General features: G+C 42.7%; 18 protein-coding genes and 2 tRNA genes. 1 reads left to right on the forward strand and 19 read right to left on the reverse strand.

What is annotated here, in order from left to right:
* Positions 1-24 precede the first annotated feature (24 nt).
* A complete protein-coding gene (locus BTU61_RS08190; RefSeq protein ID WP_200773118.1) occupies positions 25-336 on the reverse strand; it encodes a hypothetical protein in 312 nt (103 codons plus the stop codon).
* A 113-nt stretch (positions 337-449) separates the two neighbouring features.
* On the opposite strand from BTU61_RS08190, the gene BTU61_RS08195 reads away from it, so the two are divergent.
* Complete coding sequence (locus BTU61_RS08195) at positions 450-590, forward strand: hypothetical protein (protein ID WP_200773119.1); 141 nt, start codon at positions 450-452, stop codon at positions 588-590.
* Positions 591-657: 67 nt separating this feature from the next.
* Here BTU61_RS08195 and BTU61_RS08200 read toward each other — a convergent pair.
* From BTU61_RS08200 to BTU61_RS08285, 18 genes are all read right to left on the reverse strand, one after another.
* Positions 658-730: transfer RNA gene (locus tag BTU61_RS08200), tRNA-Thr, on the reverse strand.
* 46 nt (positions 731-776) lie between these two features.
* The gene (locus BTU61_RS08205) at positions 777-1,238 is read right to left on the reverse strand and encodes a GNAT family N-acetyltransferase (protein WP_200773120.1); all 462 of its coding nucleotides are present in this window, start codon (positions 1,236-1,238) and stop codon (positions 777-779) included.
* A gap of 38 nt (positions 1,239-1,276) precedes the next feature.
* On the reverse strand, positions 1,277-2,062 hold the full coding sequence (locus tag BTU61_RS08210; RefSeq protein WP_200773121.1) for an ABC transporter permease: 786 nt from the start codon (positions 2,060-2,062) through the stop codon (positions 1,277-1,279).
* 1 nt (position 2,063) lies between these two features.
* Positions 2,064-2,882 (reverse strand): ABC transporter permease, encoded by an 819-nt coding sequence (locus tag BTU61_RS08215; RefSeq protein ID WP_200773122.1) that lies wholly within the window; start codon positions 2,880-2,882, stop codon positions 2,064-2,066.
* A gap of 1 nt (position 2,883) precedes the next feature.
* Positions 2,884-3,876 (reverse strand): ABC transporter ATP-binding protein, encoded by a 993-nt coding sequence (locus BTU61_RS08220; RefSeq protein ID WP_200773123.1) that lies wholly within the window; start codon positions 3,874-3,876, stop codon positions 2,884-2,886.
* A 359-nt stretch (positions 3,877-4,235) separates the two neighbouring features.
* Complete coding sequence (locus BTU61_RS08225; protein ID WP_200773124.1) at positions 4,236-5,168, reverse strand: alpha/beta fold hydrolase; 933 nt, start codon at positions 5,166-5,168, stop codon at positions 4,236-4,238.
* A gap of 89 nt (positions 5,169-5,257) precedes the next feature.
* Positions 5,258-6,139 carry a class II fructose-bisphosphate aldolase gene (locus tag BTU61_RS08230; protein WP_187540761.1) on the reverse strand — a complete coding sequence of 294 codons (882 nt, stop codon included), beginning with the start codon at positions 6,137-6,139 and terminating at the stop codon, positions 5,258-5,260.
* A 176-nt stretch (positions 6,140-6,315) separates the two neighbouring features.
* Positions 6,316-6,765, reverse strand: a complete 450-nt coding sequence (locus BTU61_RS08235; RefSeq protein ID WP_200773125.1) for a hypothetical protein — start codon at positions 6,763-6,765, stop codon at positions 6,316-6,318.
* Between the two features lie 80 nt (positions 6,766-6,845).
* Positions 6,846-6,931, reverse strand: a tRNA-Leu gene (locus BTU61_RS08240).
* Between the two features lie 125 nt (positions 6,932-7,056).
* Positions 7,057-8,670 (reverse strand): CTP synthase, encoded by a 1,614-nt coding sequence (locus BTU61_RS08245; RefSeq protein WP_200773126.1) that lies wholly within the window; start codon positions 8,668-8,670, stop codon positions 7,057-7,059.
* 174 nt (positions 8,671-8,844) lie between these two features.
* A complete protein-coding gene (locus tag BTU61_RS08250) occupies positions 8,845-9,540 on the reverse strand; it encodes a B3/B4 domain-containing protein (protein WP_200773127.1) in 696 nt (231 codons plus the stop codon).
* Between the two features lie 363 nt (positions 9,541-9,903).
* Positions 9,904-10,485 (reverse strand): DNA-directed RNA polymerase subunit delta, encoded by a 582-nt coding sequence (gene rpoE, locus BTU61_RS08255; protein ID WP_200773128.1) that lies wholly within the window; start codon positions 10,483-10,485, stop codon positions 9,904-9,906.
* A gap of 218 nt (positions 10,486-10,703) precedes the next feature.
* Positions 10,704-11,987: a trigger factor gene (gene tig / locus BTU61_RS08260; protein WP_200773129.1), complete on the reverse strand. Its 1,284-nt coding sequence runs from the start codon at positions 11,985-11,987 to the stop codon at positions 10,704-10,706.
* 128 nt (positions 11,988-12,115) lie between these two features.
* The gene (locus BTU61_RS08265; RefSeq protein ID WP_200773130.1) at positions 12,116-12,679 is read right to left on the reverse strand and encodes a TIGR01440 family protein; all 564 of its coding nucleotides are present in this window, start codon (positions 12,677-12,679) and stop codon (positions 12,116-12,118) included.
* A gap of 3 nt (positions 12,680-12,682) precedes the next feature.
* Positions 12,683-13,153, reverse strand: a complete 471-nt coding sequence (locus tag BTU61_RS08270) for an ECF transporter S component (RefSeq protein WP_200773131.1) — start codon at positions 13,151-13,153, stop codon at positions 12,683-12,685.
* Positions 13,143-13,904, reverse strand: coding sequence for a bifunctional hydroxymethylpyrimidine kinase/phosphomethylpyrimidine kinase (locus BTU61_RS08275; protein ID WP_200773132.1), 762 nt, complete (start codon positions 13,902-13,904; stop codon positions 13,143-13,145). The genes BTU61_RS08270 and BTU61_RS08275 overlap by 11 nt, the downstream gene beginning before the upstream one ends.
* On the reverse strand, positions 13,897-14,643 hold the full coding sequence (gene truA / locus BTU61_RS08280) for a tRNA pseudouridine(38-40) synthase TruA (RefSeq protein ID WP_200773133.1): 747 nt from the start codon (positions 14,641-14,643) through the stop codon (positions 13,897-13,899). The genes BTU61_RS08275 and truA overlap by 8 nt, the downstream gene beginning before the upstream one ends.
* Positions 14,644-14,777: 134 nt before the next feature.
* A complete protein-coding gene (locus BTU61_RS08285) occupies positions 14,778-18,320 on the reverse strand; it encodes a family 20 glycosylhydrolase (RefSeq protein WP_200773134.1) in 3,543 nt (1,180 codons plus the stop codon).
* Positions 18,321-18,453: the final 133 nt, after the last annotated feature.

Here is an 18,453-nt window from a genome sequence, read left to right on the forward strand (position 1 = left end):
GACTTTTGTCCCAGCCTCCCTTCTTTATTTGTTACTTTCCTTATCTTGTAAAAGAAAACCAAGACCCACGCAAGCAAGAACACCCGCTGTGATCACTAAGCCATTTGAAACCGGCAAAAGATCGTAGATCGCGTTTGCAATCATCAGCGCAATTAAAGCACAGATGACACTTGCCTTGTAGTCCTGTTTCATCAGATTTTCAAGAGTAAAGAAAGCAAATAAGAGAACGGGGAATAAAGGCCAGATATTCACATCAAGTTTTGGAAAGCCACCCATTCCCATTGAAACAACCGCAAGAGCAGCAAGAATAAATCCAAGTCCAAGTATTTTTTTCATCCTAACACCTCATTTTCACTATTCGGAAGGGTTCCTTCCTTTGATGATTCTATGATAGCAGAGGGAGTGAAAAGTAACAAGGACTTTTGACTAAGTGGTTAAAAATAGCGCCTATGCGGTCAAAAAAAGGAGCGAGACAGAACGAATCGTTTATCACCATCATTCATTATCTCGCCCCTCCAAGTGGTGCTTCTAGCCATCACTACTACATCAAGCAGGTCCTTTTAATATTCATCGAAGCCTTTTATAATTAATTTGGTACAAAAAGCAATTAAACATCAAAAAAGCCCGTCACAACAGACTTTTTACTGTATCATTTGATGCCGATTGCAGGGATCGAACCTGTGACCTACGCGTTACGAGTGCGTTGCTCTACCAACTGAGCTAAATCGGCGATTACCTTCTTAGTATAGCACTCTGAGAACGGATGTCAAGCACTTTTAGTTGATCTTTTTAATCAGAATCTGACATGGATTCTGTGGATCCCATAGTTGAGGAAAAATCTCTAATTTTTTAAAACCAAGACTGCGATAAAAGAGATTTGTTCGGTCATAATCTTTATTTGAACCTTCTGCGACTGTTTTGACCTGTAGGTAGTCCACTTGTTTGACTGCTTCTCTTTCTATAGTCGTAATTAATTCCCTTCCAATTCCTTGACCTTGGAATGATTTTTTCACGCCTAGACAGTCAATTTCAGCACAATCTTCACTCGAATATGATAAACTTATAAACCCTACTACATCACTTTCTTGATAAGCAGCCCAAACTCGTAAATCTTTAGCTCCTTCGATGTAGGCTTGCGTGCTTTCTGGTATTCCAAACCATTCTGGCAAATCCTTTAAAACCTCAGCGACAACTGCCATTTTTTGATCTTCATCCTTGACTTCTTTAATTACAAACATCATCAGTTCCTTTCTTGATTTTAGTCTTACTTTACCTCTTACGAACCAGCACTTTCGTAAGCATCCAATCCCCTATCCCAGAGTTTGAGGGAAATGCCAAAGAAGACAAGGGAAATCAGAATCAAACCACCGATGTTAAAGAGCCCATTCTTGCCCTGCAAGAAATAGCTGGCAGGATAGTAGGCCGTAAAGGCAAAAGGCACGATAAAACTGATTAACCAACGAAGGAGCGAATTGTAAATAGAAATGGGATACTTGGCAAAATCATTAAACATATAGAAAATGTAAATCATGGCACCTGACTGCTTGGTCCAAAAAGCGATGCTGGCTGTCGCGATTTTTAAAGAAGTGTAAATCAAGGTCGCAAAAGGAATACAAACTAGGAAAAGCAGGAATTTTGGAAGAGTCCAAGCGATGCTAGTCACTGTTGTTCCTAATAGAATGCCACCGACCAAAAGTTCGCCTAAAGCATCAATCTGGAAGGTCTCAACGAGGATATGAAAGAGAGGATTGATAGGTCGAGTCAAATACTTGTCAAACTCCCCTTTTCGAACTAGTCGTTGACCTAAAGCCCAGAGATTGTCAAAAAAGAGATGATCTAATCCCTTGGGAATTAAGGAAAATCCATAGATAAAGGCAATCTCTTGAAAGGTCCAACCTTCTAGCGAGGGGATGTGTTGAAAGATGACATTGAGAAACAAGAGGTTTAGTCCTTGTGTCAGAAAGACTCCCAAGACACCAACCACAAAATCTACCTTGTATTCCATGATTTGCTTGATGTACTGTCTGATAAAAATCAGATGCATGCGTTGATATTTTTTCATACTAACCTCCCTGAATGGTGATAAATGACTGGACTCGTTTCCAAATCAACTGAGACAAGCCCACCATCACTATAAGCCAGAAAAGCTGAAGCAAAAGTGCTTGAAGAATCTGACTAGCATCGTATTTCCCAACAATGATCATGACCGGAGTGTAAATTAAGGATGAAAATGGCAATAAGGAGAGAATATCTGAAACCACCTTTGGAAAAAACGTTAAGGGAATCAAACTGCCAGACATAAAGGCCACTATTGAAGTCTTGAGTAGATTGGAACCCCATAAATTTTTAAATACAAAGGCTGAAAATCCAAAGCAGATATTAAAGAAAAAGTTAATCAGATAAGCCAGAGTTAAGCTAAAGAGATAAAGGACAGTTAAGCCCAGTACTTCTACAATATCTTGCCCAGATAAGATTTTCATCAAAACAATGACACTTAAAAATGGCAGTCCAACTGAGATAAAAATCAACCACTTGGAGCCAAGTTCGGTGAAAAGGTAAGAGGCCGCAAAATGCACTGGTCTCAGCAAGCGCATGATAATGGAGCCATCCTTGACCTCCTCCCCAATCATAAAGGAGCTATCAGACCTGGTCAACAGATTGGTCACAAAACTCATGATGATGTAGAGAGTGATATCTGCCATACTGAAGCCCTGAATCAAAGGCTCCTGTGAGGAATCAAAGACAGCCTTCCAGAGATAGAAAGCGACAAAAGCCCCCATGACATCACCAATCCGATAGAGAATAAAGTTGACTCGATAGCTAATCAACTCCTGAATTCCTGCATTGATAAAGGGTTTATAACGTCTCCACAATTTGACCATCTTAGAGCTCCTTTCGGTAGAAGCGACGGATAATATCCTCGATATCCGTATCCATCATCTTCAAATCACGGACTTCAAAATCAGATAAGGTTTGCTTGATAATATCGGCCGACTGGTAGCGGGAACTATCGAATTCAATATTGAGAGTATTTCCTTGTCTATCAATGGACATATCAGGCAAGCCCTCATAGTGAGAAAGGAGATGACTTTGACCTGGCACCAGTTCAAAGGAAAGAGTCTTCATCTTGCCAAAGGTCTCCTTGAGCTGGCTAACCGTTCCATCAAAAATCTCTTGCCCCCTATCAATCATAAAAATCCGATCACAGAGTTGCTCAATGTCGCTCAAGTCGTGAGTGGTCAAGAGAATGGTTGTTTCTTCCTCTTGATTGATCTGGGTGATAGCACGTCGAATGTTGTACTTGACCGACACATCCAAACCAATAGTCGGCTCATCTAAAAAGAGAACCTTGGGATTGTGAAGCAAAGAAGCCGCAATATCCGCCCGCATCCGTTGACCTAGTGAAAGAGTCCGCACAGGATCCTTGATAAATTCCTTCAAATCCAAAACTTCATTCAAAAAGTCCATGCGCTTATGGAAAAGCGAGTCCGGTACATCATAGATCTCTTTCAAAACCGTGTAGGTCTCTTGCAGAGCCAAATCCCACCATAGCTGGGTGCGTTGTCCGAAAACCACTCCAATATCCTTGACATAATCTTGGCGATTATTCTGGGGAATCTTGCCGTTAATCCGACAAAAGCCAGATGTGGGCTTCAAAATCCCTGTCAGCATTTTGATGGTGGTTGACTTCCCAGCACCATTTGCCCCGATAAATCCTAAAATCTGCCCTTTTGGAACTTCAAAAGTTAAATCCTTGACCGCTTCAAAGGTCTGCTTTTCAGGATGAATAAAGGAGCGCAAGGCTCCCTTTAACCCCGGCTCCTTAACTGTCTTCACAAAATTTTTCCGAAGATGTTGCACTTCTATCATTGCCATATCTATCTCCTTATCGTAAGAAGCAACATTGTATTTTTGACTACAAATATTCTAAATCCTTACTTTCTACACTTTCTCAATATTATTACAGAAGGCTTTATACCAACCTATTATAATCTAATAAAAATAGGAATGCAAGCGTTTGCTTATTGATTATGAAATGAGAGATTTCTCTCTTAAAATGATACTTTTAAGCAAAAATTATGTTTAATAGTTTCCTTAAGACACCAAAAAAACTGCCCCTAGGGGCAGGTTTTTTGTTAAGAAAAAGAATTTTTTTAATCGAGAAAATTAACGATTCTACTGTAAATCCTCCAGCATTTAATGATTATCATCAGTCTCAATGGATTTTTAAGCCCTCAATTATTCTCCAAAAATTCTTTAATCCGAGAAACAATAGCATCGCTTTGATAATGATAGAGGTCGTGAGGCGCATCCATATAGACGACTTGAACATTAGACTGGTCGCTTGCAAATCTCTCTGCATAACGTTGCCACTCTGATTGGCTAAAGGTCGTGCCTTCACCGTTAGACACCAGGAGTAAGGCTGGAATTTTCGGATTAATGCTAGAGGGAACTTTCTTGGCATTTTCCCTTGCCAAACGGGATTCATGGAGCATGGCTTGTGACATCAACTGCTTATATGCTAGTAATTTATATTGTTGTCGTTCAGTTTCAGTCAGAGTTGGATTTTTTATATAAAAGGACTCAGGGAAATAGCGTAATAAGCCAATCTTACTGCTCCAATAAGCCACAGTAAGCAAGGCCTGATTATCCTTTAAATCCTCATAACTTGCTGGTAATGCCCAATCCAGACCAACCAAGGCTTTCACTTCATCAGGATACTTTTCCTGCCAAGCCAGACTTTCAAGACTAGCCATTGAATGAGACAGAATGATAAAAGGTCCTGATATATTTGCTTGTGATAGAGCTTGACGGGTCTCAGAAAGAACCGTCATCACATCTCTTGATTGATCACTATCTTCATTAAAACCATATCCCGCTCGCTCTACGACGACTACTTTGAATTTTTTTGATAGAGGGTCCAATAGATTCTTAAAGTCTAATATAGGTGAAGCAATACCTGCACCTGAAAGAAATACTATTGTCTCTGGACCATCCCCTTCAACGTAAACATTGATTTTGTGCCCATTAACGAGAACAGTTTTACCCGTAGGAGTTAGAGATGCTTGTTCCTTTTCTAAGCTGATACGATGAAAGATAAATGTTGCTACTAAAAACAAAAGAATGAAACCAAGAAAGGCTAGACAGTATTTTTTCAGTTTTTTCATAGCATTATTGTACAAAAATTAAATCCCGGAAGCAACTTTTCCCAAACAAAAAAACAAGATCCACATGGGACCTTGTTTTCCTATTTTTATTAAGCTTTGCCTTCTGAACCGAATACGTCGATACGTTCTTCAACAGCTGCTGTAATTGCTTCGAAACCTGGTTTCAAGAATTTACGTGGGTCGAAGAGTTTCTTCTTGTCGTATTCTGCTTCGTTTGCATCGTATTCACGTACGAATTGACGAGTAGCGTTTGCAAATGCGATTTGGCATTCAGTGTTAACATTAACTTTCGCAACACCAAGTTTGATGGCTGCTTGGATTTGATCATCAGGGATACCTGATCCACCGTGCAATACGATTGGGAATCCTGGTACAGCTTCAGTCAATTTTTGCAAGTGGTCAAGGTGAAGACCTTTCCAGTTTGCTGGGTAAGGACCGTGGATGTTACCGATACCTGCTGCCAAGAAGTCAATTCCTGTAGCAACCATTGCTTTAGCATCTTCGATTGGTGCCAATTCACCGTCACCGATGATACCGTCTTCTTCACCACCGATAGTACCAACTTCAGCTTCAACGGAAACGCCTTTAGCATGAGCTTTTTCAACGACGTCTTTCGCCAATTTAAGGTTTTCTTCAACTGGAAGGTGTGAACCATCAAACATGATTGAAGTGTAACCAGCTTCGATACATTCAAGAGCATCTTCATAATGACCATGGTCAAGGTGAATAGCAACTGGTACAGTGATTCCCATTGCTTCTACAAGGTTTTCGATAAGGGCTTTACATACTTTGTAACCACCCATGTATTTTGCAGCACCCATAGAAGTTTGGATAAGTACTGGAGCTTTCTTAGCTTCTGCTGCACGCAAGATAGCTTGAGTCCACTCAAGGTTGTTTGTGTTAAATCCACCAACTGCATAACCATTGTCACGAGCTGCTTGGACAAATTTTTCTGCTGAAACGATTGCCATTAGTAGTAGGCCTCCTCTAATTTTTTGTGGTTAAACCACTTACATTGTTTATTTTATCACTTTTACGCTAAAATTGCTAGTCTTTCCATTAGCTTTACGTGATTTCTTCTGATAATTGAGGAGAAACCCTCTCCCTCCTACCTTTTCAAAAAGCAAAAAAGGGAGCTAACCCCCTTTCAATCCTTCTCTTTGAAATTTTTTAATGAGACTAGAAAGCCAATCCCGCAAATCACAAGGGATACCGCTGCAACCCATTGTGAATAGAAATAAGCATCAAATAACTGACTGTCGGTAAATAGTTTTCCAAGAAGCCCGTTTACCAATCCTTCAAGAAACGGAAAGCTCTCGTACATAGCAAGTATTGCCGCAAGAAAGAGAATACAGCCTGCCATCAAGAAAAGATTGGGAATCCACTTTTTAATCCTTTTCTCTTTCCTGAGCAAATACTTAGAAGCAATCGCTGCTAGAAAAACGAGGAGGTTCCATATGTTTAAGGCGATAAAATATCTAAAAGCATCCTTGTATGCGCCTATCGCCATAGCTAAAATCATAATAGGACCGAAAAAATTAATGGCACTTCCCAAGAGCGCTAGGAACCCATCGGCCAAAATCAGATACTTCTTCATGTTCTCACCTCATCTCACACCTATTCTACCACAAAGGTTTCGAGAAACAAAAAAAGACAGCCGAAGCTATCTTCATCCGATGCGGAGAGAGGGACTTGAACCCTCACGACCTAAAGCGGTCACAGGATCCTTAGTCCTGCGCGTCTGCCAATTCCGCCATCCCCGCGATTGAGTACCTTACTAGTATATCAATCATCGAGATGTTTGTCAAGATTTTTTTCAAACTTTTTTCAGGGTTTGCCATCTCTTTCAATGAAAAGAGGCCAGGTGACGAAACCTAACCTCTTCTTCTTACTTACTATCGTGGTTTTCGACAGCTGCGGTCACAAAGGCTGTGTAAAGACCTTCTGGACGGTTTGGACGGCTTGACAATTCTGGGTGGTATTGGCAAGCCACAAAGAATTTATTTTCTGGAATTTCAACGATTTCGACCAAACGGTTGTCTGGAGAAACACCTGAAAAGACCAGTCCTGCTTCTTCGAATTGTTCACGAAAAGCATTATTAAACTCATAACGGTGACGGTGGCGACGTTGCACCACTTCTTGATTGTCATAGGCTGCTGCTGCTTTTGATCCTCGCTTGAGTTTTGATGGGTAGAGCCCTAAACGAAGGGTTCCTCCCATATCTTCTACATCGATTTGATCGCGCATGATATCGATCACAGGGTACTTGGTTTCTGGATCCAATTCTGCTGAGTTGGCTCCTTCTAGTCCCAAAACATCACGTGCAAACTCGACACAGGTCAACTGCATACCAAGGCAAACTCCCAGCATTGGTACATCATTTTCACGCGCATACTTGATAGCTTGAATCTTGCCTTCTGTGCCCCGTTGGCCGAAACCACCTGGCACGATGATTCCATCAGCTCCGTCAAGGAGTTCAGCTACATTATCAGCTGCCACATCATTGGCATTGACCCAGTCGATTTTGACTTCAGCATCATTGGCATATCCAGAGTGTTTCAAAGCCTCTACAACTGAGATGTAGGCATCTTGCAATTCTACGTATTTGCCCACCAAGGCAATCTTGACCTGTTTCTTGAGGCTCATGACCTTATCGACCATAGCGGACCATTCTGTCATATCTGCTTGTGGGACATCCAATTTCAAATGATCACACACGATTTGGTCCATATTTTGCGCTTGCAAATTCAACGGAATTTGGTACAAATGCTGCACATCAAGAGACTCGATAACGGCTTCTGGAGCTACGTCACAGAATTGAGCCAACTTGTTCTTGATTCCTTGCCCGACAGGCTTTTCCGTACGGATGACCAACATATTTGGTTGAATCCCAAGACCACGCAATTCTTTCACAGAGTGTTGGGTCGGCTTGGTTTTCATTTCTCCTGCAGCCTTCAAGTAAGGAAGAAGGGTGGTGTGGATGTACATAACATTTTCAGCACCGACATCTGCCTTCATTTGACGAAGAGCTTCAAGGAATGGAAGGGACTCAATGTCTCCAACGGTACCGCCAACTTCTGTGATGATGACATCTGAATCGGTCGTCGTCGCTGCTCGTTTGATTTTTTCTTTCAAGGCATCCGTAATATGAGGAATGACCTGTACCGTTGCTCCCAAGTATTCCCCATGGCGTTCCTTCCGAAGAACCTCGCTATAGATTTTTCCTGTCGTGACGTTTGAGTATTTATTGAGGTTGATATCGATAAAGCGTTCATAGTGACCAAGGTCTAAGTCTGTCTCAGCACCATCGTCGGTGACAAAAACTTCCCCGTGTTGGTAAGGGCTCATCGTCCCTGGGTCGATATTGATATAAGGGTCAAATTTTTGGATGGTCACTTTCAATCCACGATTTTTGAGCAAGCGACCAAGACTTGCTGCAACGATTCCTTTTCCGATGGATGATACGACACCACCCGTGACAAAAATATATTTTGTTGACATGCGCTTTCCTCTTCTTCTAATGTTGTAGAGGCCATTCCTCTTTGTAGAAAAACAAAAATAGCTCCCTAATCCATAGGGAGCTCCGACCTCAAAATGAGGTGCCCGAACAATATCTTACCGCAAATGCTCTTTTTTGTCAAATTGAAAAATTTCATGATACTAATTATCATATACTTAAGAGACTGGCTTAACGCCATTTCGTGTGACAAGAAATTTCTCAAATTGAAGATCAGGCATGCAGGAAGCAAGATCCTTGTGGATTCGTTCCAGCGCTTCTAAACGCATCTCTACTGTGGTCTCTTGATTTCCTTGGATGACAAAGAGAGCGTTTTTTGTTGTTTCCTCAAATTTGTAAAGGTCGCTATCCCGCACATCCAACCAAGCTAGAACCCCTTTTTGATCTCTGTATACAGGGTCTGTCGGCGCTACATGCTTTTCGCTAGAAAGGATAGGTAAGAAGAGATCTTCTCTTTGACTGATCGTAAATTCTATCGGACCTTCAATCTTATCCAGATCGTGTCCTCCAATAGCGAGAAAAGATTTCAGACATTCAACATTATAAATGTCAATGATACTATTGATCTGAGGCAGAGAACCTCGATGCTGGATGTTTCGGATGAGGGCAAGAATTGTTGGCGGATTTTTCTTGACACTGCGCCCTACCTTTTGCAACAAATCCGTATAACCTGTAACAACCGCTGATTCTGCAACTTCTTCCACCTCACACTGGAGCGCCCATTGTTCCATCGCTTGCTTTTTTTCGAGAAAAGCGACAGGTAAAACAGCTTGAGGATCCACATGTTTAGCTATGCCGACCACAACCGTGTCAATACCGGCATCTACTAAACTGTCATCTAAACGAAAGTCCATTTGAAACACCTCCTATTTGGGAAATACTTACATGTTCATTATACTCTAACTTGCCACCGTTTTCAATGCAAACAAAAAGGGAGCGAGACAGAACGAATGTTGACTAAAAATCGTTCCTTCTCCCACCCACGCAAGGCTCCAACAGTCTGGGAGACTGTTGGAGGTTGCAGATAAAGGAAACATAGTTTCCGTCACCATAGGTCATTTTTGGAGCTTAAAAGGCGAACAAAGACTTAGGAAACTTGCTCGCAAGTTCTATCCACCACCTCAAAGCAGTGCTTTGAACAATCAGCTACTGCCTCTTGCAGTTCTATCTATCATAGATAAGAGGCTTGGACTTTAGTCCCAGCCTCTTCATATGTTTTATTCTTCTTCGTCGTCAGACTCTTCTTCTTCGTCGTCTTCTTCGCTCAATTCAACTTCTTCGCCCAAATCATCTGGTACGATTTCATTGATTTCAGCATCGTAAGCTTCGACTTCACTCTTTTCATCATCTGGATTTTCTTCATCATATGAAAGAGCAGGATCTGCTTCGTAAACTTCTTCGTCTTCTGGATCGTCGTCGTTGTAATCAATCGCATCTTCGTCTCCATCCATGAAGGCATTGACACGTTTTTTCTTGCGTTTCTTAGGTGTTTCGTCTTCATCTGTTTCTTCAAGAGCAATGATTTCTTCATCAACTTCATCGATGGCATACCACGAACGAAGGCCCCATTTGTTATCTCCAAGCGGGATAAAGCTTCCATCCACATTCAACTCAGTGTAGAACAATGGAAGAGCTTCGCGGATCTCGCTGTTTGATTTTTCAAGATAGTTTTGAATTTCATTTACAAGATCACTAAAGTACATTTCATGGTCACGTCCACGCAATTCCAAGATCGCACGCGCCACTTCAATCATAGAAAGTTCACTTTTTTCTTGTCCAGCAAATACTTCTAATTCCAAGGGTAGATCTCCTTATGTTTCATTTCCTAAATGGAGAGGAATCCGGTCTCACACCTCATCCTATCCTCACTGATAGACGAAAAGCCTCTATCAGGCATTTTATCGTTACACTCTATTGTACGATAAATTTCCCCTTTCGTCAAAGGAAAATTCCAGGATTCTCCAGGAAATCAGAAATCAAAAAAGAAGAGCCTCGCGACTCTTCTCCTTGTTCTAAATTATTTTACTTTTGCTGAGCTTGTAATCACGTTCACAGCTTTCTTCACAGTGATGTCATGTTTCAACATTTCTGGTGAAAGAAGGTTACGAACTTGTGCAACTTCCATATGGTAGTCGCTTGCCAATTGTTCGATTTCAGCATTGATTTCTTCTTCAGTTGCTTCGAAGCCTTCTGCTTTCGCTACTGCTTCAACCACAAGGTTTGTCTTGGTACGGCTTTCAGCTTCAGCTTCGTATTGTTTATGAAGATCTTCTTGAGTTGTACCAGTGATTTGGAAGTACATGTCAGGTGAGATTCCTTGGCGTTGCATGTTTCCAAGGAACTCATTTACTGAACGGTGAACTTCTTCATGGATCATTTCTTCTGGAAGTTCTACGATTTCAGCATTTTCAACTGCTTTATCGATCGCTGCTGCTTCGACAGCATCTTTGTATGCTTCTTCTTTTGCTTCAGCTAATTCTTTGCGGTATTTTTCTTTCAATTCAGCAAGTGTTTCAACTTCTTCATCGATGTCTTTTGCCAATTCGTCGTCAAGAGCTGGCACTTCTTTTGATTTCACTTCGTGGATCGTTGTTACAAATTTTGCTTCTTTACCTGCAAGGTCAGCAGCTTGGTAATCTTCTGGGAAGGTTACAACAACATCAACTGTTTCACCAGCAGAGTGTCCTACCAATTGCTCTTCATATCCTGGGATGAATTGACCTGAACCAAGTCCAAGTGAGAAGTTATCTCCTTTACCACCGTCGAATTCAACACCATCAATTGTACCAACGAAGTCGATCACTACTGTATCCCCTTCAGCAGCAGCGCCTTCTTTAACGACCAATTCAGCCAAGTTGTTGCGTTCGCGTTCGATACGAGCATCTACATCAGCATCTGTGACTTCTTTAGAAACTTCTACTGAAACTTCAAGGTCTTTGTAAGCACCCAATTTAACTTCAGGTTTTGTCACAACAGCTGCTGTCAATGTCCAGTCTTGACCTTTTTCCATAGAAACAACGTCAAATGTTGGTTGAGCAACGACTTCAAGACCTGCTTCTTTCACAGCTGCTTCATAAGCTGCAGGAAGAACATCATTCAAAGCATCTTGGTAAAGAGCTTCTTCACCAAAACGTTGGTTGAAGATTGGACGAGGAATATGACCTTTACGGAATCCAGGTACGTTCAAAGTTTTCTTAACAGATTCAAACACACGGTCCAAAGCTGGTTTGATTTGTTCTTGACTGATTGTGAAAGTCAATACACCATGGTTTGTTTCTTTGTTTTCAAATGATACAGACATTCTGTCTCTCCTTAAAATAATATAGTCATTCTCTATAATTTTACCATAAAAGTTTGAAAAAGCAAGTTTTAAAACGTTTTTGCCTCTCTTTTCATCCAAAAAAACTAGCTCCTGAAAGCTAGTTGATGTTATGCTTTTCGGATCGGGTCTTCCTGGTATCGTGCTCGGGATCCACCGATCAATTTTGGCCGACTGGCCAGGGCTGTGACATGGGCACCTCCTAGTTCACGCAGGGCTGGACGAATGGGGACTTGGACATGTTTGACATGCATTCCAACTGAGGTATCTCCGATGTCTAGTCCCGCTTGGGCCGTGATAAATTCCACCTCGACAGGATTTTTAAAATACTTGAAGGCTGCGAGTTGCCCAGCACCTCCTGCATGGAGACTCGGAAGGACATTGACGATTTCGAGATCCTTCTTTTCAGCCAACTCTCGCTCGACCACCAAGGCCCGATTGAGGTGTTCACACCCTTGAACTGCAAGAAAAATTCCTCTTGATGTCAATTCGTCCAGCAAGGTTTTAACAATCACCTCACCGATTTCGATACTCGACGCCTTGCCAATTTGACCTCCCGCTACTTCACTTGAAGATAGGCCTAAGACGAGAATTTGCCCCTGGCGAAGATTGGCCTTGTCTAAAACATCAAAAAGAATGAGCCCTGTATCTTTCTTCAGTTGCTCCAGATCCATGAGTTAGCTTCCTTTCTTTTGGAAGGCATAATAGATCACATAGCCTAAAGCCATTCCAACAAAATTCTGAGCAAGGTTATTTGGAATATCCGAGATAGCAGCTCCCCAGCCATTGCCTAAAAAGAGAGCAGAAGCTAGTGCGTAGCCGCCTACCATGACGACTGTCGCAAGAAGCAAGCCTAGGTAACGGGCTTTCCCCTTAAAGCCAGCGAAATAGCCTTGTCCCCCGTGGAAGAGGAGACTAAAGAACATCCACTGAGGATAGCCTGAAATGAGGTCGAGTAGGAAGGCTCCGACACCACCTACAATCGCTCCTTCCTTGCGCCCAAAATAGAAGGCTGTAAAGTACACTCCAAGATCTAACAGGGTGACAATCCCTGTGGGAGTTGGGAGTTTGGTATAGTAGCCAAGCACAACTGTCAAGGCTGTCAAAATGGAAAGGCGGGCAATGAGTTGAGTTCGATTAGATGTCATATTGTACAACTCCATATTGGTCTGAATGTTGGATCGCTTGGAAGACAAAGTCTTTAGAGGCTTTCACAGCTTCAAGTGGAGATTTCCCTTGAACCAATTGACTAGAAATGCTAGATGCAAAAGTACAGCCAGCCCCTGTATTGTTCTTTTCTAAAACAGGTTCTTCGATCACGGTGAAATCTGTGCCATCATAAAAGACATCGATGGCTTTTTCTTTATTGAGACGATTGCCCCCTTTGACCACAACAGTTGGAGCTCCTAACTCATGGAGTTTGCGAGCAGCAGCTTTCATGTCATCGAGCGATTGAATCTGACTTTGGGTCAAGATCTCAGCTTCTGGTAAGTTTGGTGTGATGATGGTCACATAAGGGAAGAACTTGATCAATTCGTCTCGAAGAGCTGAAACTTCTACATCGTGGCTTTCCTTGCAGACCAAAACAGGATCTAGTACTACTGGAATATCTGCATGAGCTTTGACATAGTCCAAAGCTAGGTCTGCCACTTGAACATTTGGCAAAAGGCCGAGTTTAATAGCAGAGAAAGGAACATCTTTGAGAGAACCCAGTTGTTGAGCGAAAGTAGTTGGATCTACTGGAATCACTTCAAAACCGTGTTCAGTCATAGCTGTCAAACAGGTCACCGCCACAAAGCCATGTTGTTTGTTGGTTGTATAGGTTGCAAGGTCTGCATGAAGACCTCCCCCACTAAAAATATCATTTCCTGAAATTGCAAGAATTAATTCATTACTCATAGCGTATCTCCTTTAAATATAAGCCATTGGGCGCTGCTGTTGGACCCGCGAGAGTGCGGTCCTTCTTTTCCAAAATCAGATCGATCTGTTCGATCGGCATCCGATCATTTCCGATCTTTAGCAAAGTTCCCACCATATTGCGGATTTGCTTGTAGAGAAAGCCATTGCCCGAAAAGGTAAAGAGCAGGCGATAATTTGCCGCGTCCTCGACCAAGCGAGCTTCTGTAATCGTCCGAACCTTATCTTCCACGCTGGTTCCCGAAGCGGTAAAACCAGTGAAGTCATGGGTTCCCTCCAACTTTTGAATGGCCACTTGCATCTTGTCTACATCCAACGGATAAGGGTAGTGAGTTGCATAATGGCGCATCATTGGATTTTTAGGACGTCCATAATCCACGATAAATTCATAGGTCTTGCTGTGCTTGTTGTAGCGTGAGTGAAAGTCATCTGAAACTGTCTCAACACGAATCACATCGATATCCTCAGGCGTTTGGGCATCCAGGGCAAAGCGGAGCTTCTCCTCATCCCGCGCTTGAGGGAGATCAAAATGGATGACCTGACCAAGAGCATGGACACCGGAATCCGTTCGGCCGGCACCGTGAATCATCACTGGCTTTCCTTGATTAAGACGCGTCAAGGTCTTTTCAATTTCTTCTTGCACACTCCGAGCATGCGGTTGGCGTTGAAACCCCGCAAACAAGGTCCCGTCATATGAAATGGTTGCTTTGTATCGTGTCATGGTTTTATTTTAACAGGATATAGAAGGGGTTACAAGAGTGGAAAAAGCAAACTGTCCGGGTACAGTTTTACAAACACAAAAAGAAGCAGAATGATGAACATCCTGCCTCCTAACTCCGACCTGTTACAAATCAACTAGGTCTCAGTCTCTTTTTTATTTTTCAAGTTCATTCCTGCTGCTCCTAAGATCGCTCCTAGTAAAGCGAGTCCCAGAGCAGATTCCACTCCCGTTTCTGGAAGTTGCTTATCAGGGTTTACTGTTTCTGGACGAACTGCTTTTTCCACAGTTGCTGGAATTGACGCTTGGGTATTTACTGGTGCTACTGGTTGATCCTTCGAGATCACATGAGGTGTTGACTGATCTGGAGCCATTTTGTTTACGAGCACGTCTAATTTCACTGGTGCCTCTGCTGAAGGGCTTGTCGGGATCACGACTTCTTTGGTACCGACTTCAACAATTTCTGCAACCGGCTCTGTGTCAATTTCTGTAGCTATCACTTTTCGACTTTGATCAAGTTGCGAAACCTCTACATACTCAAGGCCTTGCCCTTTAACTCCAGCCTGGGTCACTTTGCGTTCTCCTTTAGAGAGATCTGGATTGGTACGTTCCACAAGGTCAAAATCAAGTTCTTTCTCTACGATTTCAAGACTTGGTTTGTCTTCCACTAGGGCTTTGACGTCATTTTCAGCCAAGCTACCTATTTGCGTGATTGGCTTGAGCCCCGCAAGGGCTTGGGTCAAAGTGGCCACTTCTTGATCCACCTGATCTTGATGAGCACGGCTCACATTCCAATTCAAGCTATCTAAGACTTTCGCAAGTGCTGCGCGAGATTCTGGTGTGTAAATGGCTAGATCTGTTGGCACCGTAGCAACTACTTTTCTAAGAGCAGTGAAGTCTGCCTTGAAATAGTCCTTGTTATGGTTGGCAAAAGCTTCCATGACCTGGAAGACCTCATCTTCCTTGTATTCATTGGCAGGTTCATCAGCCCAGATTCCCAACATACTTCCAGATGTTGGTATCTTGACATCAGGATATTTAGTTGAAGCCAACTGTTCAAACGGAACAGTTTCTGAATTTCGGATAGCTTTTTCGAGCGGATAACTTTGATCCCCCTTGTGGCCCAAAACATAGTACCAGTCTCCGTTGGTATTAAGTAATTTATAACCCTTATCTGCCAAATACTGTGGAGATGCGAGGTTATAGCCCCACCATCCTTTAGACCAGTATGAAATCAAGACGTCCTTGTCAAAGGCAACATCATCTTCATCTCCATAATAGAAACCATCGTTAAAGGCCATTGGCTGCAAGCCTTTTTCACGCGCCATAGCTGCAAGACTATTGGAATACTCCGCAAATTTACCATAGAGGTCATACCACTTGAGGTAGTACCAGCCTTGCGCACTGGTAGCGTCATTGGCATATTCATCTGTTCCGTAGTTAAAGATCTTAGACTTGTCTTTGAAGTAGTCCATGTACTTGCCAATCAAGGCTTTGGTAAAGTTGACTGCTGCTTCATTGGTCAAATCCATGGTTGTTTTTGAAACCGTATCAAAGCTGGCTTGTGGGTTTTCAATGCCCAATTTTTCCATGGCCACTAACAAGGCATCCATGTGGCCAGGACTATTGACCGCCGCAATCAAGCCGATTCCTTTAGCAGTAGCATAAGCATGGAGCTCATCCATTTCTGTTTGGGTCAAGGCTTGACCATTTGGATCATCGTAATAGGCCTTGGTACCTTCTAAAATGGCCTTTTTCACATCGTCACTAGCATAAGTCTTGCCATTGGCTTCCACCGTCATATCATCGAGTACGAAGCGCATACCATCGTTTCCGACCAGGAGGTGCAAGTCAGAATAACCTAGCTCACTGGCCTTATCGACGATCCGTTTCAACTGATCCAGTGAGAAGTATTTGCGACCTGCATCGATCGAGATGACCTTCTTCATGGCAAGTTTTTCTTCTGCTTCTTTTGCTGCAACTTCTTTCGCGTAGCTTTCTGTATATACCAAAGCATCTTGAGCCGCTTTGAGATTGTCGATCAAGGTTTTAGCTTCTGCTCGAGTGGTGTCTGTACCTGCCCCTTCTAAAGCTTTTTTAGCTGCCGTAAAAGCTACTAGAGATTCTGGTGTATAGCGATCCAAATCTGTTGGAGCTTCCGAAAGAGCTTTTTCGACGACTTCAGGATCTGCTACAAAGTAGTCTGCATTCTTGTCCGCGAAGGCATGCATGAGCTTGAAGAGTAGCTCTTTTTTGTAGGTTGCAGATGGCCTATCTGCCCAGGCAGCTACCATTCCACCTATGAAAGGCACCTTAGCCCCGTCATTTTTTTGAACAACATCAATTGCTGACTTGGAAATTCCTTCGAGACCTTGATCAAGGTTGTACCAACCAGATCCAGCCTTGTCCCGTCCAATCACATAATACCAGGCATCATTGGTATTAAGAATCTGATGACCTAGTTCAGACAAAAGTTTTGAAGAAGCGACATCATAGCCGTTCCAACCACCTGTCCAGTAGGACACAATGATATCCTTGTCAAAAGTGCCATAGGAAGTATCTCCATTGTAGTAGATTCCATCATTGAAAGCCATTGGTTTCATCTTGTGTTTTTTCACAATAGCTGCTAGATCATTGGCGTATTGTATGAATTTTTCATAGCCTTTTTCTGGGTACCCTTCACCCGGCCAATGCTTGCTGGCTTGGAGAACCTGCCAACCATGGGCATCTGTGGCATCATTGGCATACTCATCCAAACCAATATTGAAAATATCTGCCTTGCCACTGAAATAAGTCGCATACTTGTCTACCAAAGCCTTGGTGAAGTCTAAGGCTTTTTTGTTGTCCAAATCAACGGTCCGAGCTGATTTCTTTGTACCAAAATAATTAAAGTGAGGGTTTTCGATCCCCAATTGTTCCATGGCTGTCAAAATCGCATCCATGTGACCTGGACTATTAATGGTTGGGATGACGCCTACTTTCTTCGATTTGGCGTAGGCCAAAATATCATCCATTTGAGCCTGGGTCAAGGCTGTCCCGTTCGGATCATCATAATAAGCCTTCGTCCCTTTTTCAACTGCATTTGTCACATCTTGGCTAGAATAAGAAGCAGATCCTACTTTCAAAGACATATCATCCAGCACAAAGCGCAAGCCGTCATTTCCGACGAGGAGATGCAAGTCTGTATAGCCCGTCTTACTTGCCTCATCAATGATTTCCTTGATTTGGTCTGGTGAGAAGTACTTGCGACCGGCATCGATCGAAACAATCTTTTTCTTGGCTAATTTTTCTTCCTGATCAGGATCTTTAGCAGGAGTTTCCGTAGCTGCTGTCGCTGGTTGAGTTGCCACATTCGACTCTGCGACCGAGCTCGCTTCTTCGTGAATCAAACGGTCAAGATCTGATACCCGCAATTCACGATCAGGCAGTGTCGGTTGACTTTGATCGACGATCGGGGCAGGAGCAGTCGGTGTTTCTACTGCTGGCTGAGAAGCTTTCTCGTTTAGGGAAGCAGTCGACTCACCCTCGCTTGGCGGAGTTGGTACTGTCGTTGAAGGACTTTCAGTAGTCGTTGGTGTATCAGCTGCTACAACATTCGCGCCAGCAAAAAATCCTATGAGCACCGAAGCCGCCCCTACTGCGTACTTACGAATCGCATAACGTGGTTGATGTGATTTCATCAGGACCTCCTAAATTGTCTTTGTAATCGTTTTCTTAATTTTACCACGATATCTTAATAAATTCAATGAGGCTTCTCATTATTCTTTAATTAGGAGAGGAAGTTCTTGGATTCGATCCAAAATAAAACGAGCC

Source organism: Streptococcus lactarius, assembly GCF_016642265.1.
Lineage (GTDB): Bacteria > Bacillota > Bacilli > Lactobacillales > Streptococcaceae > Streptococcus > Streptococcus lactarius.